The following is a 26619-nucleotide window of genomic DNA, read 5'->3' on the forward strand; positions in this document are numbered from 1 at the left end:
GCTCCCCGGCCGTGGGGTTTTTTTTATTTCGTTTGCGCCCATGCTTCACCGCTACATCCCGGGACAGGGCGGCAGCGTTGCTGCAAGGAGAGCTTCTTCAGTTCCCGTTCAATCACAGCTTTATCTAAGTCTAGAATATACGATAGTTCAGTAATCGTCGACGTGTCATAACGAGCCAAGACTTTGGCTACATCCCAGTCAGTCGAACGGCTCGGAGCATAACCGAGCAACTCGGTCATGACCGATTGATACACGTCATACGGATAGACACCTTCAATCTTCAATGCTTCATCGCGCGTCACGAACGTAAGAGCAGGCAATGACTCAATCTCCCAATCTTTCAGCACTTGATGATCGACTGCTAAAGCATTCAAGAGCTGGTTCGATTGAAGATCGGCCTCAAGTTCACTCAAATCAAGACCGTACTCTTCGAAAGACCGTGCGATTTCCCATAAATCGATTGAGCCCAGTTGTTCACCAGAGAATAAATCATTTACATGCAAATGACGTAAAAAACGCATCGCATGACGTTTCCCTTGTAATTCTAGCGCTTTGATCATTGTGAGAAGGCGAACTTCTTCCTGACATCCGCCAACACAGCTAGGAACGGTAGAGACCATTCGGAAACGAATCACATGTCCGTATTCAATCTCTAACTTTTTGATCAGTGTCATCACGTGAAAATTTTCAGGACTCGAGATGTCCATGAAATAGAATAACTCCAATGGCTTATACGTTACTTGAATAGGAGTTTCTTCCAGTGAACAGGATGACCCATTACATTGTTCAAGTTCCATTTGTGTCGCCTCCTCTCGGCAAAAAACTCATTTAATGTTGTAAACTCATTGTAGCAACGAAAAAAAAAGGTTGGCAATGTATCTGCTCAACCTTCAGACCGACTCATTTTTAATTCCATGAATCGAACGATTTTATTTTTGGCGGGACGGTACGGGAGACCGTGTTCTGCTAACAGTCGTTCGAATGCACGTTTGCCCGCTTCTTCATTCGTGACTTCAAATTCTATTTCATAGTCGGTCGTCTCCAAATAATGGCTTTCGTCTAAAACGAGAAGACCATCTTCCGTTTGATGTTCGGCTCGATTCGTCTCGAGGCGTCCGAGGTGTTCGAGTGCAGCATTCAGTTGAAATGGTGCGAGGGCTTGCTTCATTTGATCATCGTGAATGATTCCATACTTGAATAAGTCTTCCGCTTCTTCTTCAGTGATCGAGGAATGTGTTTCAAGCAATCCGACTTCGTTCGGTTGTTTTAATGTCAATACCTGGCCATGTTTCTTCTCACGAATACGAAGGGCTGCGCCTTGTTTCTTTAGCTGGAAGCTAGGCGTGTCGAAATAATCGTTCGCTTGCCAGCGGACTTGATTTTCTAGTTTGTAAGCCCGAATTAGTTTTTCATACTCATCTTTTGTCAACATCGATTTAAATTCAATTTCCACTTCTTGGGTCATAAATCATCGCTCCATTCTATGAACAATTGTTCGTTTATGATACCATACAAACGGATACATACGGAAAGGACGCGTTTTTTCCGGAAAAGAACGAAAGTGGTGACAGCGTATGCAATCAGTGAACTGGGATCAGTTTTTAGTACCGTATCAAATCGCGGTAGACGAGTTGAAAGTAAAGTTAAAAGCCGTTCGTAAGCAATTCAAGTCGCAAAATGACCATTCTCCGATTGAATTTGTCACAGGTCGGGTCAAACCGGTCGGGAGCATTCTTGAAAAAGCGAAGCGAAAAAATATTGCGGATCATGAGCTGGCGACCGACATGCAAGATATTGCTGGATTACGAATCATGTGCCAGTTTGTCGATGATATCGTTCACGTCTTGGATTTGCTTCATCGTCGAACAGATTTTAAAATAGTGGAAGAACGCAATTATATTACACATCAAAAAGATTCGGGCTATCGGTCGTATCATGTCATTATCGAATATCCGGTCCAAACGATTCATGGGGAGATTCCGACACTTGTCGAAGTACAAATTCGTACTCTTGCGATGAACTTTTGGGCAACGATCGAGCATTCTTTAAATTATAAATATGATGGCGATATGCCTCTTGAAGTACAAGAACGATTGAGACGTGCGGCTGAGGCGGCATTTCTTCTCGATGCAGAGATGAGCCAACTCCGTGTCGAGATTCAAGACGCGCAGCAAGTGTTTCGGGATAAAGAGATGAATGTGAAAACAGACGAGGACTAGGGGGAAATCGATATGCAGTTTGCGATTGTATCGAGGGGAGATGCGCGATCAGCGGAAATCGCCCAGGAACTGACTGAAAAACTTGAAGCCGCTGGGCATACGTTATCGGAAGAGCCACGCATCGTCGTATCAGTCGGTGGAGATGGGACGATGTTACAGGCATTCCATAAGTATATTGACCGTCTCGATGAAACGCTTCTCGTCGGCATTCACACCGGACACCTCGGATTTTACGCGGATTGGCAACCGGATGAATTGGATGAGCTGACGGAAATGATTACGAGTGAGTCGTTCGAACCGGTCTCGTATCCGCTCGTCGAAGTACTGATTGATTATGAGAACGGAAAGACCGATCGCCAATTGGCGATGAACGATTGTACGATTAAAAACTATAAGCGGACACTCGTCTGTGATTTGTCGATTCGCGATGATTATTTTGAAACGTTCCGTGGTGACGGGCTTTGTATCTCAACCCCGTCTGGTTCGACTGCCTACAACAAAGCGCTCGGTGGTGCAATTGTCCACCCGTCGATTGAAGCAATTCAAGTGACGGAAATGGCTTCTATCAATAATCTGGTCTATCGGACGATTGGGGCGCCGTTGCTTTTGCCGAAACATCATCAAGTGAAAATCAAGCCGCATACGAAAACGGAATTCGAATTGGCGTTTGACCATCAAGAAGCGTTGTCTTGGTCAGACGTCGTGTCGATTCGTTGCGCGGTCGCAAAAGAAAAAGTGACGTTCGCCCGTTTCCGCCCGTTCCCGTTTTGGCGCCGTGTACGCGAATCGTTCATTGAGGAAGGAAAGTAACGAATGCAAGGGTTTATGATTCGTCGCGTTGTGGAGAAGGCTATTCCACTGCGCGACTTTTTAATGCAAGACCTAGGGATCTCTCGGAAGATGCTCACGCTCGTAAAACATGAAGGAAAAATCGAAGTGAACGGAATTCATCGTACGGTTCGACACGTTCTCGAACCAGGAGATGAAGTAGTGGTACGATTCCCACCTGAGTCTCCTTCGACAGATATGGTCATCTCAAATAGACCGATTCACATTTTGTATGAGGATGAGACAGTGCTGGCGGTCGATAAACCAGCAGGAATCGCGACGATTCCATCACGATTGCATCCGACTGACACACTTGCAAACGCTGTACTCGGTTACTATCGACAAATCGGTTTGACATCTGCGGTTCATGTGATCAATCGACTCGATCGCGATACGAGCGGCGTCGTTTTGTTTGCGAAGTATGGATTCATTCACCATCGGTTTAGTGAACTCCAGAAAGCCAATGCGCTCACGCGCTCTTATGTGGCACTTGTGGAAGGGGAAGTCCCCATCCAAACGATTGATGCACCGATTGGGCGTGCTGAGAATTCAATCATGGAACGAATCGTGACAGAAGACGGACAGCGAGCCGTCACACACATACTCGATTGTCAGCAGTTTGGTGGCGACTCATTGTTGACGATTCGACTCGAGACGGGACGTACCCATCAAATTCGCGTTCATTTGCGTCATATCGGTTATCCACTGATTGGGGACTCGATGTATGGAGGAGCGGCTCGAATGTCACGTCACGCCCTTCACAGCGCCTCTGCGCGCTTTATTCATCCGATAACAGGAGAAGAAGTGATGATTGAAGCACCAATCCCGGAAGACTTTCAATATCTATAACAAAATCCCTTCAAGGTCATTATAGCCTTGAAGGGATTTTTCAATCGTCGTCAAACATATAGGTTTTTGATTTAGAGGCTACGTTCATGACAAGACCGATGGCAATCATGTTCATGATAATCCCCGTCCCTCCGTAACTTACGAATGGAAGGGTGAGTCCGGTAATCGGCAACACACCAATCGTCATCCCGATGTTTTGGAAGACTTGGAACGTGAACATAGCGATGACGCCGGTGACGATGTAACTTCCGAACGCACTACTTGACTCAAGCGCGATATGAATCATGCGATAGAGGAACAAGAAGAAGACGATGATCACGAGCGCCGCGCCGATGAACCCGTAATGCTCGGCGATGACAGCGAAGATGAAGTCCGTCTGTGATTCCGGTAGATAGACGAGTCCTTGTCCATATCCGGCTCCGAACATTTGGCCAGACCCGATCGCCTGTAATGATTTGATCAGCTGGAACGCCAAGTCGTCCGAATACTCATAAGGATAGATCCATGCCTGGAATCGGTTCAGGGCGTGACCTGGTACGAACGCCTGTAGCACTTCAAAATGAGAGAAGAATAGATACATGAACGTTCCGATGGTCAAAGCGGCTGCGCTGAACAGACCGAGTAACCATTTCCAGCCGATACCGGAGACGATGATGATCGCGCCGAGCATCGTCATCAAGACAAGTCCAGTCCCTAAGTCCGGTTGCGTCACAATCAGACCGAGCGGTGGAATGGCGACTAACACCAATTTGACTAACAGCCACGTGTCGAGTTGAGAAGAGCCATATCGCTTGTTGTGGTCATATACAATCGTTGACATTGAAATGAGAAGGAACAACTTCATGAACTCTGCCGGTTGGAAACTGAATCCCGGTACGTTATACCATCCATACGCTCCATTAATGTTCGGGACGAGTGTCGTATCGCGGAGCGGGATGAGTCCGACGAGCAAAAGGAGACCGAATGCATATAAGTACCAATGGATTTTTCGGAGCTGCTCGTACTCGATTGTCATGATGGCAAACATCGCGAAAAAGCCGATGACGTACCGAATACCCTGTTCGAGAGCGAAGTTGATATGTTGAAGTCGGGTCGGCAACATCGGTTGTGCCGTATAGATTGCACCGAGGCTGATGATCATCAATAGGAAGACGATGGTCAACAGCGTCGTGTCTAAACTTTTAAAATATGATTGAATACGGTTCATAATGGAGTCGAGTCACCCTTTCTATACGTATTTTATCTTACCGCAACTTAAAAAAATCGCAATACGAAACGAGCCGGTTGACAAAACAGAAACCTTTCTGTAATCTGATAACAGATATTATCACCAGGTACTAAAAAGGGGAGTTTATGATGTCAATTTTTCCAACGTTAACGAATAAAACTTATGTCGTCATGGGGATTGCCAACAAGCGTTCGATCGCATGGGCAATTGCTAAAACGCTTGATGAAGCGGGAGCGAAGCTCGTATTAACGTATGCGGCAGAACGTTTCAAATCAAGTCTTGAATCACTTGCGGGTGAGTTGAAACAAGAAGCGATTTTGCTCGAGTGTGACGTAACAAATGACGAAGCGATTGAAACGACATTCCGTTCAATCCATGAACAAGCAGGGGAGATTCAAGGGATTGCCCACTCGATCGCGTTTGCGGATAAAGAAGCGCTTCGCGGTGAATTCTCGGAAATGACACGTGGACAATTCGCGCAGGCGTTAGACATCTCGGCGTACAGTTTGACGGCTGTCGTGAAAGCGGCGAAACCATATTTCGCATCTGATGCCTCGGTGATCACGTTGACATACCTCGGTGGAGAGCGCGTCGTTCCAAACTATAACTTGATGGGTGTCGCAAAAGCGGCGCTTGACTCAAGTGTCAAATACTTGGCAAACGAGTACGGTCCGCACGGTGTTCGCGTCAATGCAATCTCGGCTGGTCCGATTCGCACCTTGTCGGCTAAAGGGGTAGGCGACTTTAACAGTATCCTCTCGGAACTTGAACAAAAAGCGCCGTTACGTCGAAACGTCTCTGCCGAAGAAGTTGCATCGACAGGACTCTTCCTTCTATCGGGAATGGGAAGTGGCGTCACGGGTGAAGTGATTCACGTCGATAGCGGATACCATATTTTATAAGTTTGGGAAATGGCGCAGTGATGCGCCATTTTTGTATTATCTAGCGGTTGAATGGGGTAAGGACCTATGAAGGAGGTCAGATCATGGGTCCTTATCAGATTGATTTTACTGTCGTTCAGTACGTCAACCGCCAAGTCCAGCCTTCAGGTCGAGCCAGCATCGAACCAGTGACGCGCATCAAACGCGTTCAACGTATCCGTCCTCGGCGGGAAGAATGGTTAGAAGAAGAGCAAGAAAAAAACCCCGGTCGTTTTGTCGACCGGAGCATATAAGATTAGCCTCGGAAACGGAACGTCTCATAGACGTTCCATGTTTCATTTTCGAGTTCGTACATGACAGCCATCCGAGTGATCGTCTCTTCGAAATGAACTTGCTCCATCCGCATCCGTTCGAGGACATCGAACAGTTCGGCATCGGTCAAATCTTGACCGATTGTGATATGTGGCAAGAATTCATATTTTGGTGCCTGACCGAGCACGTCTTCGTGAAGTCGCTGCTGCAGAGCAGAAAGTTCACGTGTCGGCAACACTTTCAAATACAGCACGTTGTTCGTCGGCGCAAAAGAGCGGACACCATCCACTTTTAACTGAATCGGTTTAGTTGAATCCGCGACTTGTTGCAAGTACTCCAGTACTTTTGGCAAGTCCTCTTCTGACACCTCCGTCCGTTCCTTGATGGTCACGTGAGGTGAAATCAACGCATATTTTGTGTCATAACGTTTTCGATAAGAGTTCGCAAAATCTTGCACTTGTTTAGACGGAAATAAGACTACCCCAATCTTCATTCCTCTTCCCCCTTTAATCGTTTAACCTACATGTTTATGATGAACGATTTAATGAGGGAAGTCAAAGCAGGGTTCGTCTTTTTTCGATTTTTCAGTATAATGGTTATATTAACTAGAGAGATGATGACTCTCTGAACGAAGGGATGTGAAGCGGGATTTTAATCCTGCGCCTATTATGAAACACGTACCACACTCACGAGACGTCCGAGAAGCAGCTCGTGCTCGTTTGCTCGAGCGCGGCGTCACGATTGAATCGATTGCCGAAATCGTCTATCAGATGCAAGCGCCTTACTCGCCGCATCTTTCGTTAAAAGATTGTATGGATTCCGTCGAGGCGGTTCTCGACAAACGCGAATTGCAACACGCCATTCTCGTCGGATCGGAGCTCGATATGTTGGCGGAGAAGGGTCAACTGTCTGAACCGCTCTTATCCATCATTGCATCTGACGAAGGCTTATTTGGAGTAGATGAAACGATAGCAATTGGTGCCGTGAACACATATGGTTCGATTGCCGTAACGACGTTCGGGTACTTAGACAAGGCCAAAATCGGCATTATCAAACAACTTGATACGAAAATGGATGACGGGCAAGTGCATACGTTCATGGACGACCTCGTCGGCGCGATTGCAGCGAACGCGTCTGGGCGATTGGCACACCGTCTTCGCGACATGGTCGACTTCGGAGAAGAAGAGATGCGTGAACGAAAAGGGTTGTATTGATGAAGTTGACACCGATGCAGGTGGTCATCACCGGGACGATTGCTTATGTGATCGTGTCGGTGTTTGTCGTTTTGGGAGCAGTCGGTCCTATGAATACGTTCGTGTATGAGTTGTTACAGCCGTTACCCGTTCGTGTATTTGCGTACGTCACGGAACTAGGGAGCGCTCAAGTCATAGTCGGGCTCTCGATTTTAGGTTTATTGTTTTGGTTTTGGCGCGGTGATCGCGTCGAGGCATGGCGACTCGCGCTCGTTGGGATTGGGACACTTCTTTTCACACAAGTGCTAAAGCTTGTTTACGGGATTGATCGCCCGCTTATTGATGCGTCCCTCGATGCGACGACATATAGCTTTCCGAGTGGACATGCATCTGGGTCACTTGCGTTATATGGATTGACGGCTTATGTGCTATATCGCAAGAGACAGTCACCATTCGCCATCTTCGTACTGTTGTGCCTCGTCCTTGCGGTGTCACTCAGTCGAGTCATCTTGAACGTCCATTACTTTAGTGACGTGATTGGGGGCTGGCTCGTCGCGCTGACTATGATTGCCTTATCTGAATGGGTTATAAGGAGGAAATCGGTTTGATCGTCGTTGTAGATGTAGAGAAGTGGTTATTTGTTCAAAAGAAAGAAGCGGATGAAGCGTCGGTCCCTACGATCTTAGTAGAGAAGAAAATTGAAGGAGCCACGTGGTTCACTTCAATGAAAATTTTATTTCAACTGAAAAAATGGACGGGACAACGTCAGTTCATCCCTTTGTTAGCTTATGATGAGGAGACGTATCGCTCATATGAAGTTTTCCACGTTGATGCCGTCCCGCCGATGGCGCTACTTGACGGGGGACGAACGTTACTCGTGAATAATCAACGAGAAGAGTCGTACGATTCCGCCTTACAAGAAAGTGGACATGTCTCAGAGACGTCAATCATATCGTTTGCGCTCGACTATATCGAAAAGATGACGAATGAGCGTGTCGTATTTGCTGGAGATGAGACCATCGATGTTGCTCATGTCGTTCCGAATGAGTTATGGGATGCGACAGACCGATTGAATTCGGGGTATCGTTTGTTCGAATGGATTCGAGAAGAAGACGCACGTAAGGAGAATGGACATGAATGATTGGGAAATGACGTTTCAGCAATTACTCGATAAAGAAGTGGATGAAGTCCAAGTGCCCCGAGAAGATTTTTTGAACGTTCGAACGATCTTGATTGAGAAAGGTTGGCTCTTTCAAGTTGTAGGAGAAGCCAAGCACGGCGGGATCACGATTTATCGTCGCAATCCGTTTGCGCCGACTTCATAACCGAAAAAGAGATGAGCGAATGGAAACGATCGCTCATCTCTTTTCTTTGTGTTCATGTACAGACAGAAGTTTGTGGAAGTGTCCCCGAAAAGTCTGTCGTAACCGCTTACATTTTTGGGGCAGATTCGTTTTATACTACAGGTGTAGGAGGCCTCTACCATGCAATTGAATGAAAAAAGTAAACGAATATTAAATGTCATCCTGCATGAAAAGCAGATGACCATCGAAACGTTAACGATGATGCTCCCATATTCTCGTCGAACAATCGAATATGAGCTGGAGCGTATTCAGGAATGGCTTAATGATTCTGGTCTATCCAATATGAAAATGGATGGAGCAAGAATTGAATTGACAGTGACAGAAGCATTAATTGAGCAAGTGGAACGTGCGGAATTAGTTTGGTCAGAAGAAGAACGTGAGCTTGTCATCACGCTTTATGCCATGACGCAAGATGAGTTTCTCTCAAGTTTTCACTTTCAACACTTGTTAGATGTGTCCAAATATACCGTTCAAGAAAGTTTAAATGCAATCAAGAAAAAGGCTGCACGATTCGGTCTCGACTTCTCTTATACGAGAAAAGAGGGCTATCGATTTAACGGTCATTTCCAAACGATCACGTTATATGTGTATCGGACGATTGAACAATTACTCGATAAGTCGACGTTCTCACAATTACTCGACCTATGTTTTGACGATTGGCAAGAGGAGTTCAAAGAGCGAGTCTATCAGATTGAACAGTTTGAAACACTCAAACAGTTTCAATTTGTCGAAAGTCATCGCGAAAAAATGGCGTATTTTCTTCTGATTGGTTCGAGATTATCGCCGGATACATTCGTTCGTGATGAGGACTCTTGGTTGGTAGAAAAAGTTGAACAGTCTGTAAGGACGCACTTTCAAGATGTGCCACAACTGTGGGATATGTTGATGATGCTCATCCAAAGTGGTCCGAAAGTGTCGGAAGAGATGGATGAAACGGTTCAGCAAAATCTTGCCGCTACGATGATTCAGGTGATCGAGCGATTCGAGGGATTGAGTTGTACACGTGTCATTGAACGGGAGGCATTATGTGAGAAGTTAGTGCTTCACGCCAAAGCGACACTTAAACGTGTTCATACGGAAGTCATGCCGCCAGAAGAGTTAGAAAGATATGTGTTGAAAGAACACCGGGTATTGAATGTGATTGTCGATCGTTCACTCGACCCAATCCGAAAAGAAATTCAGGCAGATCTTCCGAAAACGGAAGTCATGTATTTCACGTTGCATTTTGCAGCACATCTTCATCAACAAGGGCAACATCTTGATGAGAAAATGAAGGCGATTGTCGTATGTCCGAGCGGGATTAGTGTGTCGCATATGCTCGACCACATTTTGAAGAATCAATTTCCGGACTTTGTATTTTTACCACCGATCTCGCAACGTGACGTATCAGAATTTGCTCCACTTGTCGATTTGATTTTCACAACGGTCCCATTACCGTTGGCCGTTCAACAACAGGCACATGTGACACTTGTTCCGACACTTCCGACAAGGCTCGAGCAACTTGCCTTGAAGCGACAAATTCATCAGCGCTTTATTGCGAATGGGGGACTTGCTCGATTTGATGTGTCCGACCTTCTTGAAGTGGTGAAAAAATATGCGACGGTCCATCAAGAATCGCAATTGAGAAAAGAATTAAATCATCTCATCCAAGATGAAACGACGACAGATGAATGGAAAGGGGGACAACCCGTGCTAAATCAACTCGTAACAAAAGATGAAATTCTAATTCGTGATCATGTGTCGAATTGGCAGGAGTCCATTCGTCTCGCGGCCGAACCACTTGTCCATAACGGAGCAATCGATACACGTTATGTTGAAACGATGATTGAGAACGTAGTAGAACATGGGCCATATATCGTTCTTATGCCTCAGGTTGCCATCCCGCATGCGCGACCAGAAGATGGTGTGAATCAATTGGGGATGAGCGTCCTAAAGCTAACAGAACCTGTCCTCTTCCCAGGGGATAAACCAGTCCGTGCATTCTTTGTGCTCGCGGCCATCGATCAAACCACACATTTAAAAGCACTTGCACAGTTGACGGAGCTACTAGGAAATGAACAAGACGTGTCTCTCATATTGGAAGCAGACACGGTAGAGAAAATTGTGGAGATACTCAATCGATATTCAGAGGAGGAAGAAAAATGAAAAAGATTTTAGTAGTATGTGGGAACGGATTAGGGTCAAGTTTCATTATGGAGTTGAACGTGAAGAAAGCGCTTGAACAAATGGGGAAAGAGGCGGATGTTTCACATACGGACATTGCGACAGCGCGAACTGAACCTGCAGACATTTACCTTGGGGCACAAGATATCATCGGCACACTTGATGATGGGGCGAAAGAAATTGTTGCACTTGAGAATGTCATGAATATTGAGGAAATCAAATCAAAACTTGAAGGAAAAGTATAACTAAAGAATTCATCGTAAAGGGGGGGCGCTTATGCTTGATTTGATTATGCGAGATATATTGGGGACACCAGCCATACTGGTCGGTTTGTTCGCACTCATCGGGCTCGTTTTACAGAAGAAAGACATTGCTTCCATCGTTTCTGGTACGCTGAAGACAATTATGGGGTTCGTCATTATCGGAGCGGGGGCCGGCGTCATCATTGCGGCTCTCGATATTTTCGGACAGATGTTTGACGAGGCGTTCAGTATCCGGGGAGTCATCCCGAACAACGAAGCGATTGTCGCAGTTGCACAAGACGCATTCGGTGTCGAAACAGCTATGATTATGGTCTTCGGGATGGTCATGAATATCGTACTAGCTCGTATCACACCATTTAAATACATTTTCTTGACGGGTCATCATACGTTATTCATGGCGAGCTTACTCGCAGCCATTCTTTCCGTATCTGGTCTTGATGGTACGCTTTTGATTATCATTGGATCAGTATTGCTTGGACTTTGTATGGTCTTATTCCCAGCTCTTCTTCAACCGTTCGTTCGACAAATTACGGGATCGGATGATTTTGCGGTCGGACACTTCGGCTCACTCGGTTACTTTATATCTGGAACAATCGGAAAATATGCCGGAAATAAAGAGCATTCAACAGAGCAAATTCAAGTACCAAAGCAACTTGGCTTTCTACGAGACACGTCTGTCGCCGTCTCGTTGACGATGACGTTATTATTTGTGGTCGTCGCCATCTTTGCGGGACCAGCATTTGTGGAAACGGAATTATCTGATGGGTCGAACTACATCGTCTTCTCCATCATCCAAGCGATTACATTCGCTGCAGGGGTGTATATCGTTCTTGCCGGTGTACGGATGTTGATTGCAGAAATCGTACCGGCCTTCAAAGGAATTGCCGATAAAATGGTACCGAACGCAAAACCTGCGCTAGATTGCCCGACCGTTTTCCCATTTGCACCAAACGCGGTCATCATCGGGTTTTTAGCGAGCTTTGCAGCTGGACTGTTCTCAATGTTCCTTCTACCTTTATTCGGTTTGGCAGTCATTGTACCAGGACTTGTTCCACATTTCTTCACTGGAGCGACAGCAGGAGTATTCGGGAACGCTACCGGCGGGCGACGCGGGGCGATTCTTGGATCAATCGCCAACGGGGTATTAATCAGTTTCTTACCAGCGCTCCTCTTGCCGCTTTTGGGGAATCTCGGGTTTGAAAGTACGACATTTGGAGATTCAGACTTTGCCCTCGTCGGTATTTTGGTTAGTTGGCTCGTTTCATTGTTCTCATAATATAAAAAATGAGGTCTTTCTCCCACATGGAGACAAGACCTCATTTTTTTACGCGTTCGATGCGAGTTTAATTTTTTGTCGTTTCATCTTGTGGAGTAACCATGCATAGAGGACTTCACAAGAGTTGTGAGGAAGGGTCAGCTCCACAAGTGGGTGGGCATGACCAAATATAGTGAAGCGCGAATGGTCCTCGTCGAGCAGAGAGACTTGAATGTCAGTCGCATCCTGAAGTGAAATGCGTTGTTCCCCTGCGTGAGCATCTTTAAGTTTCAGCATTTTTCCATTCGTCGCAAACTTGGTGAACGAAGAGACTCCTTGTACTTTCAGTTGTTCCATTTCGTGTATCTATCCATCCGCGTGATGAATAGATTTTCACCTCGCTTTCTCTATATTGCCTTCCATTCCTCCAGAAGGTTATTCCTAGTATAACGCCTCGTTCGAAAAAGAAAAGTGTTAATTTAACAAAAAATTAAGACAATTTGTTATCAATTTTTAAGAATAACGTTCACACCCGCTCGTGAAGGGAATTGACTTGAAACAATCGGTCTGAAAATAACAAAAAAGAACCCCGTTTTCAGAGGTTCGATTGCATTTCTTACATCCATGACCTTATAACCGTTCAATGTGCCATGTGCGACGACGATACACCAACTGTCCTTTCAGCGCGATTGATTCCTTTTTGGCATCAAAGTCTTCTTCGAGGACGGACATGTCTTCATAGCGACCGGCCACATAGAAAGAAATCACGATTTGACGATTGAACAGACTTCGTTTCGTGTGATCAAAATCGATAATGAGCCCTTGAGGTGCCAAATCGAGCAATTCATCGATGACAGGGAGCGGAATCGGCACGAAGCTAATATTTCGGATGTCTCGGTCCAATTTGCTTTGCAACATGTTTTGAACGAAACGATTGATTGTCGACCAATCACGGATGTAGAGACTACTGTGACGATCGTTTGCTTCGTTGAAGAACGCAATCTCATTATCAAGTGAATCCAGAAAAGGTTTCTTAATCCCGCGCTCCATATGACTTAAAAACAGGATCTCTGCGATTTCGTGATCCGACAGCGTCTCAAGTGTATTGTAGTCTGGGAAATCGATTGCAGTGAATGTCGTTTGGTTATTTAAATACTTAGACGAGAATGAAGAGAGCTCATGCGCTTCGATATATCGGAAACGCGACCTAGAAGATTGCCTCATTCCTTTGATATCGGTTCGACAAATGATCATCGGTCTCGTGACGGAAAGGGCCTCTGTAATGTCGGCCAATGTCACGCCATGTAACGTAAAGCGCTGGACATCTCGGTCTTGTTTTAAATAAAAGAGTTGTTTTGACATATGGTATCCCCTCAGTTTGACATACTACATTTATAGTAGCAAAAACACATGAGTTCCGCTATCTTGAGACGGTTCAAGAGGGTTGAGTTCGATACATTTGGGAAAAGAGAAGTATACTTGAGGAAATGAATAGGAAAGGCGGGTTCCACATGTGGGGATTGAAACGTAGTTTTCCTGAGCTCGCTACGCCCCGGTTTATCCTGCGAGAGCTAGAACCGCGTGATGCTAGAGCACTTTATACCATCTTATCCACTGAAGAAGTGATGCGTTATTATGGATCGGACCCGTTGCTTGCTGTTTATGAGGCGAAAAATGTCATCGCCTATTTCAAAGACCAGTTCCAACAAGGCAAGGCGATTCGTTGGGCCATCTGCGATCGATTGACAAACGAGTTGGTCGGCACAATCGGTTTTCATAATTGGACGCCCCAATATTACCGGGCTGAAATCGGATTCGAAGTCTCGCCCCATTATTGGAGACAAGGGGTGGCTTTTGAGGCGGCGACTGCCGTCATCCAACATGGATTCGAAGAGTTCAAGTTTCACCGAATCTCCGCCTTGGTGGCACCAGGGAATGAGGGGTCGAATCGCCTCGTACAAAAGCTCGGATTTATAGAAGAAGGCCTCTTACATGATTATGCATACAGCCATGGTCGATTCATGGATTTGACGATGTATCGGCTACTCAAAACAGAATGGGAAGAAAAGGAGCACTCGATGATATGAAAGCACTCGTATTGTTACATGGATTGTGCGGTTCGCCAACATACTTTGAACAGTTAGAACCGTTATTGAACGCCGAAGTTCATGCACTCACACTTCCGGGTCATGCGGGAACGGAAGTCGGGCCGGAAACGATGGACCAGTTCGCAGATTGGGTCATAGAAGAGATTCGACTTCGAAATCTTGAACAACCACTCGTTATCGGACATTCATTCGGAGGATATGTGACGACCAACCTTGTTCGTCGCTATGCTGAAGAATTGTCCGGCTTTGGATTGATGCATTCGACCGCTGCCTCTGATTCAGAAGAAGCAAAAGAAAAACGGAACGGTGCAATCAACAAGGTCATTGAAGAAGGGGTAAAGTCGTTTATCGACGGGATGATCCCGAATGTCTTTTCGAAGGAATCGAATCCTATACTCATTCAACAAGCAATCGAGATTGGATACGAGATGTCTGTTGAAGGGGTTGTGAACGCGCAACGGGCGATTCGGGATTGTGAAGACGAAGTGAGGACCGTCGAAACAACGGACCTTCCCGGCTTATTCATTTATGGATCTAAAGACCCGAATATGAATGAGGAACGGGCGTTTTTAGGTGCAGAACGTCATATGACAGCGATTGTCCCATACAGTCATATGGGGATGATGGAAGACCCGATGGAAGAAGCAGAGATCGTGAATAAGTGGATTCAGGAGGTAGAGCATGGGAAAATATAAATTAATTGCCATGTCGGGGAGTCTTCGAAAGAAGTCTTTTAATACCGCTCTTTTGCATTCGATTATTGAACTGGCTCAAGATGATTTTGATATTGAAGTCGTCTCCATCGAGCTCCCGCTGTTCAACGACGACTTGATTGATCCGGATGAACCAGAAGCTGTGGCCGCTTTGAAGCAGTCCGTTCGAGAAGCCGACGGGTTATTGATTGTCACACCTGAATATAACCATAGCATTCCAGGCGTTTTAAAAAATGCAATCGACTGGCTCTCTCTCGAGCCGGGGACGCCGCTTCGAGATAAACCGGTTATGATTGCTGGTGCCTCTCCGGGCATCCTCGGAACGGCCAGATGTCAAATTCATCTCCGACAAGTATTTGCCACAAATCGTGCAAATGTTTTACCGGGAAATGAAATTTTCATCACACATTGTAAAGAGAAGATAGATGATACTGGATTGCATGATGAGAAATCGATTCATCAAATCAATAAAACATTATTGGAGTATCGTAAATGGATTGAATTTTGGAAGCGTAACGCAAAAAATTAACTTGAAGTCGCTCTTTTTGTTTGATAGAAAGGAATTGTGAAAACAAACACAAGAGGAGCGACACCAAAATGGAAACTTACATCGAACTGTACAATGGCGGCGAATTAGGTGATCGGGCGGTAATGAACGATGGAATGACGTTTGGACGGATGACGATTGTTGAATTGTTCTATCAATCTAATCATATTTTTGGTTACGTAAAAGAGAATGGTGAAAAACGTTTCTTCCTTGAACCGATTTCAGAGGACGACACGTTTACTGTGGACGGCACGACGTATTCACTCCAACAGTTTATCGCGTTGTTCTAAATAGAATAGATGGTTGGTTGAACGCAAGCGACTCGCTTGCGTTTTTTTGGCATTTTCGTCACGATTGAGAGTGAGGTGATGAGAATGAAACTAGTAGCAATTGAACCGACACCAAGTCCGAATAACCTAAAGATTATTGTGGACCCTCCGTTTGAGGGGAGAGGCACCACATACGACAAAGCGAGTACCGATGCCCCGACGATTATTCAAGAAATCGTTGGTCTTCGAGGCGTCAAATCGGTATATGCGGTATCTGATTTTCTTGCCGTTGAGCGTCATCCGAAACATGACTGGCACGACGTCATGAATGAAATCCGACGGGCGTTCGGGGAACAGGTCGAGGAAGTCGAATCTACACAAATGGATACGGATTATGAGCCGGTCCATGTATCCGTCCAGTTCGTGCTTGATGTCCCGATGCAGTTGAAGCTCGTCAAAGGGGACGAGGAAAAACGAATCGGGCTGTCGAAACGATTCGTCGACGCGGCCATGGAAGTTCAAGCACAGGTGAAGAACGTCATTCAAGACCGTCGTTGGGTAGAACAAGCCCCACGCTATGGTGAATTGGATGAGGTCAGTGTCGTCGCTCAGGAAGAATTAGAAGCTGCGTATCCACAAGAACGAGTGGAGCGCATCGTGGCTCGAGCGTTTGGGCGCGAGGCTGACTTTGAAGCAAATGCGAACCACTTGCAATCTGACAATTGGAAAGACCGGATGGCTTTCTTAGACGAATTAGACATTCAAGACGAGAATATGGTGTATTTCCGCCGTGCACTCGAAGATTCCGTGATGGCGATTCGCCGACAAGCTGTCGTCATGATCGGGATGTTTGAAGAACGTCGTGAGGAATATGTCACATATATCGAACAAGCTCTTGTGGACGCTTCTCCGATTGTGCGACGTACGGCTGGGGACACTGTCTCAGATTGGGCATTACCTCAATCTCAACCTTCGATGATCGAGGCGCTGAAAGACAAAAATAAACTTGTCCGTTGGCGTGCGGCTCGTTTCTTGTTCGATTGTGGAGACGAACGCGCTGTTTCGGCTTTGACAGTTGCCGAACAAGACCGCGAATTTGAAGTTTCGTTGCAGGCACGACTCGCGAAAGAACGCATTACAAGCGGAGAAACGGCTCTCGGAACAGTATGGCAACAAATTTCAAACCGTACGAAGTGATGTTTCGTTCGACATGTGATGAATCAATTTCATTTACATTTTCAGGAAAGGAGAGGGGTCCGCAAGGCGGATTTCCTCTCTTTTTCGATCTCTTATATGCACATTTCACCATTTGACTAACATTTGATGTAAGCGTTTCGACAATAGGTAAAATGTCACTGTTCCCCTGTCGAACGATAGGACCTACATCTTGGTTTCATATTGGTACACTAGGTTTATCACAGATGAACAAAGGAGCCATACTTATGATGTTGTTTGCAGAAACGCCTGAACTTGTAGCTTATAAAGAAGTGGTAGGAGAGACGATGGTCGTCACGTTTGAATCGATGCATAGTGAGACGTTCTCCATTTCGGCTCAAGTCCGGTCTGATCTCGATATCGCTGATTCGTTGTTCATGACCGGTTGGCAACAGTACATGGAACAAGCTAAAGTTTCGTAAAAAAGGTAAATAATATAAGGAAAATCATTACAAACGTCTGCACTTTGTATACACTAGTGCTATAGACGTTTTTTTATTTTGTTGAGGAGAGTGGGATCCATGAAAAAAACTTGGTTACTCGCCGTCGTGACGGCAATCATACTAGTCGTAGCAGCATGTGGAAAAGAAGAGGCGAAACCGAGTCAAGTGAATAGCGATTCGTCTGAACCACCAGCTCCATTAACACTTGATACGGAAATGGCATATGATGCGTCAGCCAATACATTATCGGCAACTGTCAAGATGACAAACCCGAATGAAGAGGCGGCGAAAGTGACGTTCAACTCTTCACAACGCTTCCAATTGATTATCAAACAAGGTGACGAAACCGTATTTGACTATGGTAGCAAATATATGTTCACGGAATCGATTATCGAAGAGACGTGGGAAGCGGATGAACAAAAGATCTTTGATGAGGTATTTCCATTAGAATTGGCAGCTGGTGAATACTCGGTCGAAGTGATCGGACTCGGTCAAGTCGATGGAGCACCAGAAATCGCTGTGACGGATGAGACGTCCTTCACTGTTGAACGAGCTGTAGAAGAGCCAGACGAGGACACAACTGAAACGCCAGAAGAAACGCCTGCATCTGAACCGCAAACAGACGGTGCGTTCCGCGATGTGACAATCGATGTGAATGATACGATGATTCAAGTCAGTGGCTTCACGGAAGAAGTAGAGTTTGAATGGTCTGTGTCAGACGGGCATAACTTATATGCACAAGGTGCGGCAGAAGTGACGGGTGGAAGCTTCACATTTGGTGTGTTACTCGATGAAGCGCCAGCGGAAGGTCAAAAATTATTCCTCGAATTGACACCGATTGGTGGAGAAGTTACGTCATTCCAAATTCAATAATCATGAGACGGAAACGAATGTTTCCGTCTTTCTTTTGTATATCGCTAGTTGACGGGGTTTGTGAATTATCAGACAATAAAACGAAATGAGAGAATTATGGGAGGGTCATTCATGCAACAACATATTATCGAATCAACACATGTCAAACCGACCATCGATCCGCAGGCAGAGATTCGTCAACGAATCGATTTCTTGAAAGCGTATGTGAAACGTGCCGGTGCAAAAGGACTTGTCCTCGGAATTTCAGGGGGACAAGACTCGAGTTTGGCAGGGAAGTTATGTCAGCTCGCCATGGAAGAACTACGAGCAGAAGATGCGGGGGACTACACGTTTTATGCGGTAAGATTACCGTATGGCGAACAACATGATGAAGATGATGCCCAACTCGCCCTCGAGTTCATCCGTCCGGACAAGTCCCTCACTGTCAATATCAAGCCTGCCGTCGACGCATCGGTAGAAGCGTTCCGACAAGCGACGGGTCTTGAGTTGAGTGACTTCCATAAAGGGAACACGAAAGCGCGTGAACGGATGAAGGCGCAATATGACATCGCGGCAACGTTTGGTGCCCTTGTCGTCGGTACGGACCATGCAGCGGAATATGTGACGGGATTCTACACGAAACATGGAGACGGGGCGTGTGACCTCACACCGTTGACTGGTTTGAACAAACGTCAAGGGAAGGCGTTGCTTCACGAACTAGAGGCGCATGAACGAGTCATTTATAAAGTGCCGACAGCAGATCTTGAAGACGGTCGTCCTGGCCTGCCTGACGAAGTGGCGCTTGGCATGACATATGACCAATTAGATGATTATTTAGAAGGTAAATCCATCGATCCGGTGATTGCAGAGCGGATTGAGACGATTTTCAAACGTTCACGTCATAAGCATCATATGCCTGCTTCACTGTACGACGAGTGGTGGCAATAAGAGAAAGGAGAAGCCGTCTTGATGACGGCTTCTCCTTTGTATGTCTTACGCTTTTTTGAACGGGACGAATTGGATGATGAGAATACATGTAAAGGCGATAAAACTGAGAAGTGGGATGGTAACAAAGCCGAAATAATTCACCCAGCGAATGAGACAGTCGTTCGTGCAGAAGGCTTCTCCGTTCGGAATACGTTCTAGGATGACGTGATAGAGACTGATACACCAGCCGGCACCGGCCATGATTCCGACGAACAATCGATTCACATCACGGGCGGTCAACATGATTGTCAAGTAATAGATGGCGAGTGGATACATAAAGATGCGTTGGAACCAACACAGTTTACATGGTAAGAAAAGCATGACTTCAGAGAAGTAAAGGCTGCCAAGCGTCGCGACGGTCGCAACGATAAAGGCGAAATGATGACGTTGCATCAGATTTCCTCCTAACAATCAAATTGATGAATAAACATGATATGATACATTGAAACAAATACTTATTCAGTATACAATCTTTCAAACGATAGAGAAACAGGTGACGTCATGCAAGTATCGGAAGTAGAAGTGTTAATTATCCTTGCAGAAGAATTGAATATGCGCAAAGCGGCGGAGCGGTTATTCGTCTCTCAACCGGCGCTCAGTCAACGGCTCGTGACGATTGAACATCAATGGGGAAAAAAGATTTTTGTCCGTTCGACACGCGGTCTTGCCTTGACGCCAGATGGGGAGAAAATCATCGAGTTCGCCAAGAAGATGTACAGTGAAGAACAAGAGTTGCGAAGCGAGCTCACAGCAAATCCTGGAGAAGTATACGGGACGTTAAAGATTGCTGTTGCTTCCATCATGGGTCAGTATTGGCTCCCGAAAGTGTTAAAGACGTTCGTGGAGCGATATCCGTCTGTCCGTGTCAAGTTAGTCACCGGATGGTCGAGTGAAATGATGCGTTACATGCTTGAGGAGAATTTTCATATCGGCATCATTCGAGGAAATCCGGATTGGCGCGGGGAGCGGATGAAGCTGTTCTCTGACTCCTTACACTTGGTCGATTTAAAAATGACAGACCTGTCCCAACTAAAAAATAACGAACGATCATTTATTCAATTTAAGAGCGACTCGACATATTACCAGGAAATATTAGAATGGTGGCAGGAACGATTTTCGAGCCCGCCGCTCACCACACTCGTCGTAGACCAGATTGAAACGTGTAAACAGATGGCGTTACATGGAATCGGCTTCGCCATTTTACCGGAGTCGACCATTAAAGATGTCAATGAAATGAACAAGATTCCGTTGACGTCCTCGAGTGGTGTCCCGCTCGTTCGGGACACGTGGATGCTGTCGACAGAATCGATGTTGGAATTGGCACAAGTACAAGCATTTTGGAACATTGTTGAAGAAGTTACGAAGGAGACTGAATCATGAATTGGGCAATCGAAGCAAGAAGACAACTGCATTTAATCCCGGAAGCTGGATATGAAGAATTCAAAACACAGGCGACTCTCGAACAACTGATCCGTTCGCTCGATTCGCCGCGTGTTCATATCACGCACTGGCGGACGGGTCTTTTCGTTCGCGTGGATGGTCTCGTCGGGGAGAAGACAATCGGGTACCGAGCCGACATGGATGGGTTGCCGATTACCGAGGAGACCGGATTGGAGTTTGCATCGATTCACGAGGGTATGATGCATGCGTGCGGTCATGATGTCCATATGTCTATCGCGCTCGGATTAATCAAACGAGCGGTCGAAGTCCCGTTCAACCACCATCTTGTTGTCTTCTTCCAACCAGCTGAAGAAGGGCCAGGCGGGGCAGAACCGATGGCGAAATCCGAATTATTCTATCACTTCCGTCCGGACGCGCTATTTGGATTACATGTCGCGCCTGAATATCCGGTCGGGATGGTAGCTTCTAGACCAGGTGTATTATTCGCAAGTGCACGTGAACTCCATATTACGATTCATGGAAAGGGAGGGCACGGTGCATTCCCTCACGCAGGAATTGATGCCGTTATCGTCCAAGCCGCCCTCATCATGCAACTGCAAACCATCGTTTCACGGAACATTGATCCGATGGGAAGTGCGGTCGTCAGCATCGGGAAAGTCGCAGCGGGAACAAAAGAGAACATCATCGCCGATACAGCCAAGTTAGATGGAACGGTACGAGCGTTATCTGACAAGGAGATGGTTGTACTCGAGAGCCGAATTCGTCAAATCATCGCCGGTGTCGAAATGACGTATAATGTTCAGATCGACCTTGAATTCGGCAATCGTTATCATGAGGTCGTCAACGATGAGCGCTATCTTTATCAGTTCGAAGAAGCGGTCGAAGAGGTAGGGTATTCGTATAAGACATGTGTTCCTGCCATGACAGGGGAAGACTTCGGATATATGCTGAAACAAGTTCCTGGATTCATGGTTTGGCTAGGTGTGAACGATATGGGGTCGGGTCTCCATCAATCGACACTCAACCCGGACGAACGAGCGATTGAAGTAGCCATCGAATTGTTTGACCACTATTTCCGCACGGTCATGATTCAATAACACGAAGCGGTCTCCATTGAGACCGCTTTTAGTGTGCCCCAAAAAGAGTGAAGTGTGAGCAAAAAGGGAATCAAATATGAATGTAAAGCGACAATTCTGTGGCGATTGCTCAAATGTGAACATTTTGCAAACTCGAGCATTGAGACATTACAGCGCAATATAAAATCATTATGATGGAAGTATCGAAGGGTATTCATCTGTGATTGTCGTTTCATACATGGGTTCGAAGCGATAGAGAGAGATAGGAGGTAATCAATAGATGTTTCAAGATCCTGTCCTGATGAGCCGAGCATTGACGGCACTCACATTAGGTTTTCATGTGATTTTTGCCACACTCGGCGTCGGGGTTCCACTTTTAATCTTATTGGCAGAATTTTTAGGAATTCGTAAAAAAGACCCGAAATATACCCTTATGGCTCGCCGGTGGTCACGCGGGTATGTCGTGACAGTAGCTGTCGGGGTTGTAACGGGTACAGCAATCGGTCTACAGCTTTCGCTATTATGGCCGAACTTGATGCGCGTCGCGGGTCAAACGATTGCACTTCCACTATTCATGGAGACGTTCGCTTTCTTCTTCGAAGCGATTTTCCTTGGGATTTACTTGTATACGTGGGATCGGTTTAAAAACCCGTGGCATCACATGCTACTCGGGATTCCAGTCGCAGTCGGTGCATTATTCTCTGGGTTCTTTATCACAACGGTAAACAGCTTTATGAACCAACCAGTAGGGTTCGATATTGTCGATGGTCGTTTAGCGAACGTCAGTCCGCTTGAAGCGATGTTTAGTCCAGCTATGCCGACGAAGATGGCACACGTACTGACGTCTGCGATTTTAACGTCTGCGTTCATCCTAGCAGCGATTGCAGCTGTACAGTTGTTACGTCAACGTCGTAATCAACTCGACAAGATGTCGATTGAATATCACAAAAAAGGTCTTCGCTTGACGATGACAGTCGCTTTGATTTTTGCGATTGCGACAGCACTTGTCGGAGACTTCTCAGGTAAGTATTTGGCACAATATCAGCCGGATAAATTAGCAGCAGCGGAATGGCATTTTGAAACCTCCTCCGAGGCTGAGTTGATTCTTGGTGGTTGGTTAGAAGATGACGGTGAAGGCGGATATGAAGTTCGAGGCGCCTTAAAAATTCCTTACGCGCTTTCAATTCTTGCTGGTGGTGTTCCGAACTATGAAGTGACAGGTCTCGATGAATTTGCGAAAGAAGACCAGCCACCGCTCTTTGTTCACTACTTGTTTGATGCGATGGTCGGAATCGGGATGCTTTTAGCGCTCATCTCCTTCCTATTTGTATTAGGGCGTTATATTAAACGTTTGAACCAGTTCAGTAAACCGATGCTCTTTGCGATTGCAGCCGGTGGACCGCTTGCGATGGCAGCGATTGAATTCGGTTGGTTCTTCGCTGAATTTGGTCGCCAACCGTGGGCACTTTATGAGTTGATGCGTACGAGTGAAGCAGCTACGACGTCGGCAAATGTTGGTTGGATGCTTGTCGCTTTCGCGATCCTCTATGCGGTACTCGGAACAGTCACAGTGGTCGTTCTATCACGTCTGTTCAAAGAGAACCCAGTAGGGAAAGAACTAAAACAATCCGAACATCGTGGTGAAGCGATGTTTGCGGATGAAGTGTGATCGGAGGGTATGACATGCAAATTCAAGAGTTGGGGATTGCCGTCCTATGGACATTCCTATACGGCTATCTCATCGTCGCATCGATTGACTTCGGTGCTGGCTTCTTCGCATTCTATAGCCGTTATACAAAACGAGATCACTTAGTGAACCGTCTCGTTAAACGGTATTTGTCACCGACGTGGGAAGTGACGAACGTGTTTTTCGTCTTCTTTTTCGTCGGGATTGTCGGATTCTTTCCGGATACAGCTTATTACTATGGGACGGCATTGCTCGTTCCGGCATCCGTCGTGTTGATTTTACTTGCGATACGTGGTAGTTTTTACGCATTCGCGAACTACGGGTCAAAAGAAAGCACGTTGTATATGTTCCTTTACGGAGCCACAGGATTACTCATCCCGGCTTCGATGTCGACGGTGTTGACGGTCAGTCAAGGTGGGTTCATCACTGAGACGGAAAACGGCGTCATCTTTGACGGCGCGAAGTTATTCACTAACTTCTATTCATGGACTGTCGTCATCTTGGCGATTGTTTCGGTACTCTATATCAGCGCGATGTTCCTTTTGTTCTATGCGGATAAGGCACGCGATCAAAATGCGGTCGAACTCGTCAGAAAATGGGCGCTCTTCTGGAGCGTTCCGACGATTATCGCTTCTGGGCTCGTCTTCTTCGGTTTGAAGTCTCAAGCTGCTTGGCACTATGAGAGCATTCTCGGAGGTAATTGGTGGTGGTTCGCAATGAGCTTCCTCTTCTTCGTGATTGCCGTCTCATTCGTCTATATGAAGCGAAACTACGGGATTGCCTTCTTGATGGTCATGGGACAATTCTTCATGGCGTGGTTCGGCTACGGATATTCACACTTACCGTATATCTTGTATCCGTACATCGATATCAACGGAAGTGTCGTCAACGAGTCGATGGCGGTGGCACTCGTCGTCGTATTCATCTTAGGATTGCTCCTGCTCGTTCCGGCGCTCTACTTGTTGCTCCGTTTGTTCCTGTTTGATAACGATTATGTACGTGGGAAACGTTCAAGTGGAAAAGCATGATTTTAAAAGATGGGATTTCCTTCACACGGAGGAAATCCCATCTTGTTTTTTTATATAGAGTTTTCAAGTGGAATCAGTTACACTGAACGAAGAATCAAGAAGAGAACATGTGTAGGAAAGGGATGTAATATCATGACAGGTGAATTTGCAGTCATTGGATTAGGGCGGTTTGGTGGGTCAATCGTCCGTGAGTTGTCTTCAAACGGATATGACGTCCTTGCCATCGATTTAGATGAAGAACGCGTCAATGAGTTCATGGGTTTGGCCACTCATGCCGTGATCGCGGATACGACAGATGAAAACGTGTTGAAGAGTTTGGGGATTCGTAACTTTGAACACGTCATCGTTGCCATCGGTGAAAACATTCAAGCTTCGATTTTAACGACGTTGATCTTAAAAGAACTTGGCGTCCAAATCATCACTGTCAAAGCGACAAACGATTACCATGAAAAAGTTCTCCGTCGCATCGGTGCAGATAATATCGTCCACCCAGAACGTGACATGGGTGTTCGAATCGCAAACGGTTTGATGAGCCAGAGCATTTTAGATTATCTTGAATTATCAAATGAACATTCGATTGTTGAAATTAAAGCGTCAGATAAGTTATCGAACAAATCGCTCATCGATTTGGACTTCCGTGCGAAGTATGGGGTCAACATTGTCGCCATTCGTCGTGATGATGATGTCATCATTTCGCCGCAGGCGGATGAGATGATCTTATCGGAAGATATTTTGATTATCATCGGAAAAGATACTGATTTAGACAGGCTTGAACGGACGTTACGTTCGAAATAAAAAAAGACCTCTTGAGCGATACCGTGATCGTTGAATCGATTGATCCAACTCGGCGGTTTGACGCAAGAGGTCTCTTTTTCTAAATTAATTTCATCGCTTTCAATCCATATTCGATGCCATCTTCAAGAATCGATTTTGTTACAAAGTCCGCAACGTCTTTCGCTTCAGAACGAGCATTTCCCATGGCAATCCCTGTCCCTACATATTGGAGCATGGCCAAGTCGTTCAAAGCGTCTCCAAACGCGTACGTATTCTCGAGTCGATAACCGTTCGCTTCGATAAAGTGACGAATGCCGTCGGCTTTACTTGCACCTTTATTGATGACGTCCATCGCATGTGGATGCCAGCGGATGAAGTCGAACTCATGATAGGCGTCGAGATAGTGATGCTCATCTTCAGGTGTACAGTAAAGGAGCGTTTGATAGACGTCTTCTTCTGTGTGGAAGTTTGGTTCGTAGCGCGGAATCGGCATGTCGAGTTCTCCAAGAGATTGCTTGACGATGGCGTCATCCGGTTTTGAAGCGCCGCCGCGATCTTGTCCTAGATAGACGAGGGTATGGTTGTTCGAAGTGGCATGAGTCGTCAAACGACCGAGTGCATCTTTAGATAGCGTGTTACGATATACGATTTCACCTTTATGCACGACGATTTGACCGTTGTAACAAACAAGGCTATCGATTCCGACACGTTCCGGGATATCTGATAACATCGCTGGTCCTCGTCCCGTCGCGATAAATGTCTCGACGCCGTTTTCACGAAGCGCTTGAATCGCTGAAATCGTTGAAGGTGGAATATAGCTACCTTCATGCAAGAGTGTGCCGTCAATGTCGAAAAAAACAACTTTTTGATCTTCCATTTGATTCACCATTCTTTCTCTTTGTCTAAAAAATATGTTTTTCGATCCCACTAAAAGGATAACACGAAATAGGGAAACTACCACGAA

General features: G+C 46.0%; 33 protein-coding genes. 25 read left to right on the forward strand and 8 right to left on the reverse strand.

All coding sequences use genetic code 11. From position 1 onward, the window contains the following. Positions 1-23: 23 nt before the first annotated feature. Together KNO75_RS01615 and KNO75_RS01620 are read right to left on the reverse strand one after the other, a co-directional pair. Positions 24-797, reverse strand: coding sequence for a DsbA family protein (locus tag KNO75_RS01615; protein WP_214819507.1), 774 nt, complete (start codon positions 795-797; stop codon positions 24-26). Between the two features lie 86 nt (positions 798-883). Next, positions 884-1465: a CYTH domain-containing protein gene (locus KNO75_RS01620; protein WP_214819509.1), complete on the reverse strand. Its 582-nt coding sequence runs from the start codon at positions 1463-1465 to the stop codon at positions 884-886. Positions 1466-1574: 109 nt separating this feature from the next. Between KNO75_RS01620 and yjbM the strand changes: the two genes are divergently transcribed. Genes yjbM through KNO75_RS01635 form a run of 3 tightly spaced genes read left to right on the forward strand, consistent with a single transcriptional unit; the run spans position 1575 to position 3896 of the window. Next, positions 1575-2219: a GTP diphosphokinase gene (yjbM, locus tag KNO75_RS01625; RefSeq protein WP_015881226.1), complete on the forward strand. Its 645-nt coding sequence runs from the start codon at positions 1575-1577 to the stop codon at positions 2217-2219. Positions 2220-2231: 12 nt separating this feature from the next. Beyond that, positions 2232-3029 carry an NAD kinase gene (locus KNO75_RS01630; RefSeq protein ID WP_214695497.1) on the forward strand — a complete coding sequence of 266 codons (798 nt, stop codon included), beginning with the start codon at positions 2232-2234 and terminating at the stop codon, positions 3027-3029. Between the two features lie 3 nt (positions 3030-3032). Further along, positions 3033-3896, forward strand: a complete 864-nt coding sequence (locus KNO75_RS01635; RefSeq protein WP_214819511.1) for an RluA family pseudouridine synthase — start codon at positions 3033-3035, stop codon at positions 3894-3896. 40 nt (positions 3897-3936) lie between these two features. On the opposite strand, the gene KNO75_RS01640 is transcribed toward KNO75_RS01635, so the two are convergent. Continuing rightward, positions 3937-5103 carry an FtsW/RodA/SpoVE family cell cycle protein gene (locus KNO75_RS01640; protein WP_214695514.1) on the reverse strand — a complete coding sequence of 389 codons (1167 nt, stop codon included), beginning with the start codon at positions 5101-5103 and terminating at the stop codon, positions 3937-3939. A 149-nt stretch (positions 5104-5252) separates the two neighbouring features. Here KNO75_RS01640 and fabI point away from each other — a divergent pair, with 149 nt between their 5' ends. Then, positions 5253-6026 carry an enoyl-ACP reductase FabI gene (gene fabI, locus KNO75_RS01645; protein WP_214819513.1) on the forward strand — a complete coding sequence of 258 codons (774 nt, stop codon included), beginning with the start codon at positions 5253-5255 and terminating at the stop codon, positions 6024-6026. 83 nt (positions 6027-6109) lie between these two features. Next, positions 6110-6298 (forward strand): hypothetical protein, encoded by a 189-nt coding sequence (locus tag KNO75_RS01650; protein WP_074035057.1) that lies wholly within the window; start codon positions 6110-6112, stop codon positions 6296-6298. Positions 6299-6300: 2 nt separating this feature from the next. Here the strand turns inward: KNO75_RS01650 and KNO75_RS01655 are convergent, their stop codons facing one another. Next, complete coding sequence (locus tag KNO75_RS01655) at positions 6301-6810, reverse strand: YjcG family protein (RefSeq protein WP_214695523.1); 510 nt, start codon at positions 6808-6810, stop codon at positions 6301-6303. A gap of 175 nt (positions 6811-6985) precedes the next feature. On the opposite strand from KNO75_RS01655, the gene KNO75_RS01660 reads away from it, so the two are divergent. The 7 genes from KNO75_RS01660 to KNO75_RS01690 all read left to right on the forward strand — a co-directional run bounded on the left by KNO75_RS01660 (position 6986) and on the right by KNO75_RS01690 (position 12576). Beyond that, a complete protein-coding gene (locus KNO75_RS01660; protein WP_015881233.1) occupies positions 6986-7531 on the forward strand; it encodes a phosphatidylglycerophosphatase A family protein in 546 nt (181 codons plus the stop codon). Continuing rightward, entirely contained in the window at positions 7531-8118 is a 588-nt protein-coding gene (locus KNO75_RS01665) for a phosphatase PAP2 family protein (protein WP_214819515.1), read from the forward strand. Before KNO75_RS01660 ends, KNO75_RS01665 begins: the two co-directional genes overlap by 1 nt. Continuing rightward, positions 8115-8651 carry a hypothetical protein gene (locus tag KNO75_RS01670; protein ID WP_214819517.1) on the forward strand — a complete coding sequence of 179 codons (537 nt, stop codon included), beginning with the start codon at positions 8115-8117 and terminating at the stop codon, positions 8649-8651. The genes KNO75_RS01665 and KNO75_RS01670 overlap by 4 nt, the downstream gene beginning before the upstream one ends. Beyond that, positions 8644-8835 (forward strand): hypothetical protein, encoded by a 192-nt coding sequence (locus tag KNO75_RS01675; RefSeq protein WP_214819519.1) that lies wholly within the window; start codon positions 8644-8646, stop codon positions 8833-8835. Before KNO75_RS01670 ends, KNO75_RS01675 begins: the two co-directional genes overlap by 8 nt. Before the next feature lie 159 nt (positions 8836-8994). Beyond that, positions 8995-11019: a BglG family transcription antiterminator gene (locus KNO75_RS01680; RefSeq protein ID WP_214819521.1), complete on the forward strand. Its 2025-nt coding sequence runs from the start codon at positions 8995-8997 to the stop codon at positions 11017-11019. Further along, positions 11016-11282: a PTS sugar transporter subunit IIB gene (locus tag KNO75_RS01685; protein WP_214739852.1), complete on the forward strand. Its 267-nt coding sequence runs from the start codon at positions 11016-11018 to the stop codon at positions 11280-11282. The genes KNO75_RS01680 and KNO75_RS01685 overlap by 4 nt, the downstream gene beginning before the upstream one ends. 31 nt (positions 11283-11313) lie before the next feature. Continuing rightward, on the forward strand, positions 11314-12576 hold the full coding sequence (locus KNO75_RS01690) for a PTS ascorbate transporter subunit IIC (protein WP_214819524.1): 1263 nt from the start codon (positions 11314-11316) through the stop codon (positions 12574-12576). 48 nt (positions 12577-12624) lie between these two features. Here the strand turns inward: KNO75_RS01690 and KNO75_RS01695 are convergent, their stop codons facing one another. Together KNO75_RS01695 and KNO75_RS01700 are read right to left on the reverse strand one after the other, a co-directional pair. Beyond that, complete coding sequence (locus tag KNO75_RS01695) at positions 12625-12912, reverse strand: hypothetical protein (protein ID WP_015881237.1); 288 nt, start codon at positions 12910-12912, stop codon at positions 12625-12627. 273 nt (positions 12913-13185) lie between these two features. Continuing rightward, the gene (locus KNO75_RS01700) at positions 13186-13917 is read right to left on the reverse strand and encodes a hypothetical protein (protein WP_214819525.1); all 732 of its coding nucleotides are present in this window, start codon (positions 13915-13917) and stop codon (positions 13186-13188) included. 149 nt (positions 13918-14066) lie between these two features. Here KNO75_RS01700 and KNO75_RS01705 point away from each other — a divergent pair, with 149 nt between their 5' ends. The 8 genes from KNO75_RS01705 (at position 14067) to nadE (ending at position 19650) form a co-directional block, all read left to right on the forward strand. After that, positions 14067-14642: a GNAT family N-acetyltransferase gene (locus KNO75_RS01705; protein WP_214819527.1), complete on the forward strand. Its 576-nt coding sequence runs from the start codon at positions 14067-14069 to the stop codon at positions 14640-14642. Beyond that, on the forward strand, positions 14639-15358 hold the full coding sequence (locus KNO75_RS01710; protein ID WP_214819529.1) for an alpha/beta fold hydrolase: 720 nt from the start codon (positions 14639-14641) through the stop codon (positions 15356-15358). The genes KNO75_RS01705 and KNO75_RS01710 overlap by 4 nt, the downstream gene beginning before the upstream one ends. After that, complete coding sequence (locus KNO75_RS01715; RefSeq protein ID WP_214819531.1) at positions 15345-15905, forward strand: NADPH-dependent FMN reductase; 561 nt, start codon at positions 15345-15347, stop codon at positions 15903-15905. Before KNO75_RS01710 ends, KNO75_RS01715 begins: the two co-directional genes overlap by 14 nt. Before the next feature lie 68 nt (positions 15906-15973). Further along, the gene (locus tag KNO75_RS01720) at positions 15974-16213 is read left to right on the forward strand and encodes a hypothetical protein (protein WP_074035023.1); all 240 of its coding nucleotides are present in this window, start codon (positions 15974-15976) and stop codon (positions 16211-16213) included. Between the two features lie 84 nt (positions 16214-16297). Beyond that, the gene (locus tag KNO75_RS01725) at positions 16298-17389 is read left to right on the forward strand and encodes a virulence factor (protein WP_214819534.1); all 1092 of its coding nucleotides are present in this window, start codon (positions 16298-16300) and stop codon (positions 17387-17389) included. A 245-nt stretch (positions 17390-17634) separates the two neighbouring features. Further along, positions 17635-17829 carry a hypothetical protein gene (locus tag KNO75_RS01730; protein WP_214695545.1) on the forward strand — a complete coding sequence of 65 codons (195 nt, stop codon included), beginning with the start codon at positions 17635-17637 and terminating at the stop codon, positions 17827-17829. A 99-nt stretch (positions 17830-17928) separates the two neighbouring features. After that, entirely contained in the window at positions 17929-18723 is a 795-nt protein-coding gene (locus tag KNO75_RS01735; protein ID WP_214819536.1) for a BsuPI-related putative proteinase inhibitor, read from the forward strand. A gap of 111 nt (positions 18724-18834) precedes the next feature. Next, on the forward strand, positions 18835-19650 hold the full coding sequence (gene nadE, locus KNO75_RS01740) for an ammonia-dependent NAD(+) synthetase (RefSeq protein ID WP_214748371.1): 816 nt from the start codon (positions 18835-18837) through the stop codon (positions 19648-19650). Positions 19651-19695: 45 nt separating this feature from the next. Here the strand turns inward: nadE and KNO75_RS01745 are convergent, their stop codons facing one another. Then, positions 19696-20082, reverse strand: coding sequence for a disulfide bond formation protein B (locus KNO75_RS01745; protein ID WP_214748368.1), 387 nt, complete (start codon positions 20080-20082; stop codon positions 19696-19698). A gap of 108 nt (positions 20083-20190) precedes the next feature. Here KNO75_RS01745 and KNO75_RS01750 point away from each other — a divergent pair, with 108 nt between their 5' ends. The 5 genes from KNO75_RS01750 to KNO75_RS01770 all read left to right on the forward strand — a co-directional run bounded on the left by KNO75_RS01750 (position 20191) and on the right by KNO75_RS01770 (position 25676). After that, the gene (locus KNO75_RS01750; protein WP_214785219.1) at positions 20191-21069 is read left to right on the forward strand and encodes a transcriptional regulator CcpC; all 879 of its coding nucleotides are present in this window, start codon (positions 20191-20193) and stop codon (positions 21067-21069) included. Then, positions 21066-22187, forward strand: a complete 1122-nt coding sequence (locus KNO75_RS01755) for an N-acetyldiaminopimelate deacetylase (RefSeq protein WP_074035009.1) — start codon at positions 21066-21068, stop codon at positions 22185-22187. Before KNO75_RS01750 ends, KNO75_RS01755 begins: the two co-directional genes overlap by 4 nt. A gap of 259 nt (positions 22188-22446) precedes the next feature. Further along, positions 22447-23835, forward strand: a complete 1389-nt coding sequence (locus tag KNO75_RS01760) for a cytochrome ubiquinol oxidase subunit I (protein ID WP_214695568.1) — start codon at positions 22447-22449, stop codon at positions 23833-23835. A 14-nt stretch (positions 23836-23849) separates the two neighbouring features. Then, positions 23850-24881 carry a cytochrome d ubiquinol oxidase subunit II gene (locus KNO75_RS01765; protein WP_214819538.1) on the forward strand — a complete coding sequence of 344 codons (1032 nt, stop codon included), beginning with the start codon at positions 23850-23852 and terminating at the stop codon, positions 24879-24881. A 132-nt stretch (positions 24882-25013) separates the two neighbouring features. Beyond that, positions 25014-25676 (forward strand): potassium channel family protein, encoded by a 663-nt coding sequence (locus tag KNO75_RS01770; RefSeq protein ID WP_214819541.1) that lies wholly within the window; start codon positions 25014-25016, stop codon positions 25674-25676. A 79-nt stretch (positions 25677-25755) separates the two neighbouring features. Here KNO75_RS01770 and KNO75_RS01775 read toward each other — a convergent pair whose 3' ends face one another. Next, complete coding sequence (locus KNO75_RS01775; RefSeq protein ID WP_214819543.1) at positions 25756-26544, reverse strand: Cof-type HAD-IIB family hydrolase; 789 nt, start codon at positions 26542-26544, stop codon at positions 25756-25758. Positions 26545-26619: the final 75 nt, after the last annotated feature.

The organism is Exiguobacterium sp. s35, from assembly GCF_018617535.1.
GTDB classification, from domain to species: domain Bacteria; phylum Bacillota; class Bacilli; order Exiguobacteriales; family Exiguobacteriaceae; genus Exiguobacterium; species Exiguobacterium aestuarii.

What these genes read in the sequence shown, in the direction of transcription:
- KNO75_RS01650 (WP_074035057.1), top strand. Translation starts at nt 6,110, where the DNA reads ATGGGTCCTTATCAGATTGATTTTACTGTCGTTCAGTACGTCAACCGC.
- KNO75_RS01700 (WP_214819525.1), bottom strand. Translation starts at nt 13,917, where the DNA reads ATGTCAAAACAACTCTTTTATTTAAAACAAGACCGAGATGTCCAGCGC.
- KNO75_RS01640 (WP_214695514.1), bottom strand. Translation starts at nt 5,103, where the DNA reads ATGAACCGTATTCAATCATATTTTAAAAGTTTAGACACGACGCTGTTG.
- KNO75_RS01630 (WP_214695497.1), top strand. Translation starts at nt 2,232, where the DNA reads ATGCAGTTTGCGATTGTATCGAGGGGAGATGCGCGATCAGCGGAAATC.
- KNO75_RS01750 (WP_214785219.1), top strand. Translation starts at nt 20,191, where the DNA reads ATGCAAGTATCGGAAGTAGAAGTGTTAATTATCCTTGCAGAAGAATTG.
- KNO75_RS01675 (WP_214819519.1), top strand. Translation starts at nt 8,644, where the DNA reads ATGAATGATTGGGAAATGACGTTTCAGCAATTACTCGATAAAGAAGTG.
- KNO75_RS01715 (WP_214819531.1), top strand. Translation starts at nt 15,345, where the DNA reads ATGGGAAAATATAAATTAATTGCCATGTCGGGGAGTCTTCGAAAGAAG.
- KNO75_RS01775 (WP_214819543.1), bottom strand. Translation starts at nt 26,544, where the DNA reads ATGGTGAATCAAATGGAAGATCAAAAAGTTGTTTTTTTCGACATTGAC.
- KNO75_RS01680 (WP_214819521.1), top strand. Translation starts at nt 8,995, where the DNA reads ATGCAATTGAATGAAAAAAGTAAACGAATATTAAATGTCATCCTGCAT.
- KNO75_RS01660 (WP_015881233.1), top strand. Translation starts at nt 6,986, where the DNA reads ATGAAACACGTACCACACTCACGAGACGTCCGAGAAGCAGCTCGTGCT.
- KNO75_RS01615 (WP_214819507.1), bottom strand. Translation starts at nt 797, where the DNA reads ATGGAACTTGAACAATGTAATGGGTCATCCTGTTCACTGGAAGAAACT.
- KNO75_RS01735 (WP_214819536.1), top strand. Translation starts at nt 17,929, where the DNA reads ATGAAAAAAACTTGGTTACTCGCCGTCGTGACGGCAATCATACTAGTC.
- nadE (WP_214748371.1), top strand. Translation starts at nt 18,835, where the DNA reads ATGCAACAACATATTATCGAATCAACACATGTCAAACCGACCATCGAT.
- yjbM (WP_015881226.1), top strand. Translation starts at nt 1,575, where the DNA reads ATGCAATCAGTGAACTGGGATCAGTTTTTAGTACCGTATCAAATCGCG.
- KNO75_RS01725 (WP_214819534.1), top strand. Translation starts at nt 16,298, where the DNA reads ATGAAACTAGTAGCAATTGAACCGACACCAAGTCCGAATAACCTAAAG.
- KNO75_RS01690 (WP_214819524.1), top strand. Translation starts at nt 11,314, where the DNA reads ATGCTTGATTTGATTATGCGAGATATATTGGGGACACCAGCCATACTG.
- KNO75_RS01705 (WP_214819527.1), top strand. Translation starts at nt 14,067, where the DNA reads ATGTGGGGATTGAAACGTAGTTTTCCTGAGCTCGCTACGCCCCGGTTT.
- KNO75_RS01710 (WP_214819529.1), top strand. Translation starts at nt 14,639, where the DNA reads ATGAAAGCACTCGTATTGTTACATGGATTGTGCGGTTCGCCAACATAC.
- KNO75_RS01770 (WP_214819541.1), top strand. Translation starts at nt 25,014, where the DNA reads ATGACAGGTGAATTTGCAGTCATTGGATTAGGGCGGTTTGGTGGGTCA.
- KNO75_RS01685 (WP_214739852.1), top strand. Translation starts at nt 11,016, where the DNA reads ATGAAAAAGATTTTAGTAGTATGTGGGAACGGATTAGGGTCAAGTTTC.
- KNO75_RS01760 (WP_214695568.1), top strand. Translation starts at nt 22,447, where the DNA reads ATGTTTCAAGATCCTGTCCTGATGAGCCGAGCATTGACGGCACTCACA.
- KNO75_RS01765 (WP_214819538.1), top strand. Translation starts at nt 23,850, where the DNA reads ATGCAAATTCAAGAGTTGGGGATTGCCGTCCTATGGACATTCCTATAC.
- KNO75_RS01665 (WP_214819515.1), top strand. Translation starts at nt 7,531, where the DNA reads ATGAAGTTGACACCGATGCAGGTGGTCATCACCGGGACGATTGCTTAT.
- KNO75_RS01730 (WP_214695545.1), top strand. Translation starts at nt 17,635, where the DNA reads ATGATGTTGTTTGCAGAAACGCCTGAACTTGTAGCTTATAAAGAAGTG.
- KNO75_RS01620 (WP_214819509.1), bottom strand. Translation starts at nt 1,465, where the DNA reads ATGACCCAAGAAGTGGAAATTGAATTTAAATCGATGTTGACAAAAGAT.
- KNO75_RS01695 (WP_015881237.1), bottom strand. Translation starts at nt 12,912, where the DNA reads ATGGAACAACTGAAAGTACAAGGAGTCTCTTCGTTCACCAAGTTTGCG.
- KNO75_RS01745 (WP_214748368.1), bottom strand. Translation starts at nt 20,082, where the DNA reads ATGCAACGTCATCATTTCGCCTTTATCGTTGCGACCGTCGCGACGCTT.
- KNO75_RS01655 (WP_214695523.1), bottom strand. Translation starts at nt 6,810, where the DNA reads ATGAAGATTGGGGTAGTCTTATTTCCGTCTAAACAAGTGCAAGATTTT.
- fabI (WP_214819513.1), top strand. Translation starts at nt 5,253, where the DNA reads ATGTCAATTTTTCCAACGTTAACGAATAAAACTTATGTCGTCATGGGG.
- KNO75_RS01755 (WP_074035009.1), top strand. Translation starts at nt 21,066, where the DNA reads ATGAATTGGGCAATCGAAGCAAGAAGACAACTGCATTTAATCCCGGAA.
- KNO75_RS01635 (WP_214819511.1), top strand. Translation starts at nt 3,033, where the DNA reads ATGCAAGGGTTTATGATTCGTCGCGTTGTGGAGAAGGCTATTCCACTG.
- KNO75_RS01720 (WP_074035023.1), top strand. Translation starts at nt 15,974, where the DNA reads ATGGAAACTTACATCGAACTGTACAATGGCGGCGAATTAGGTGATCGG.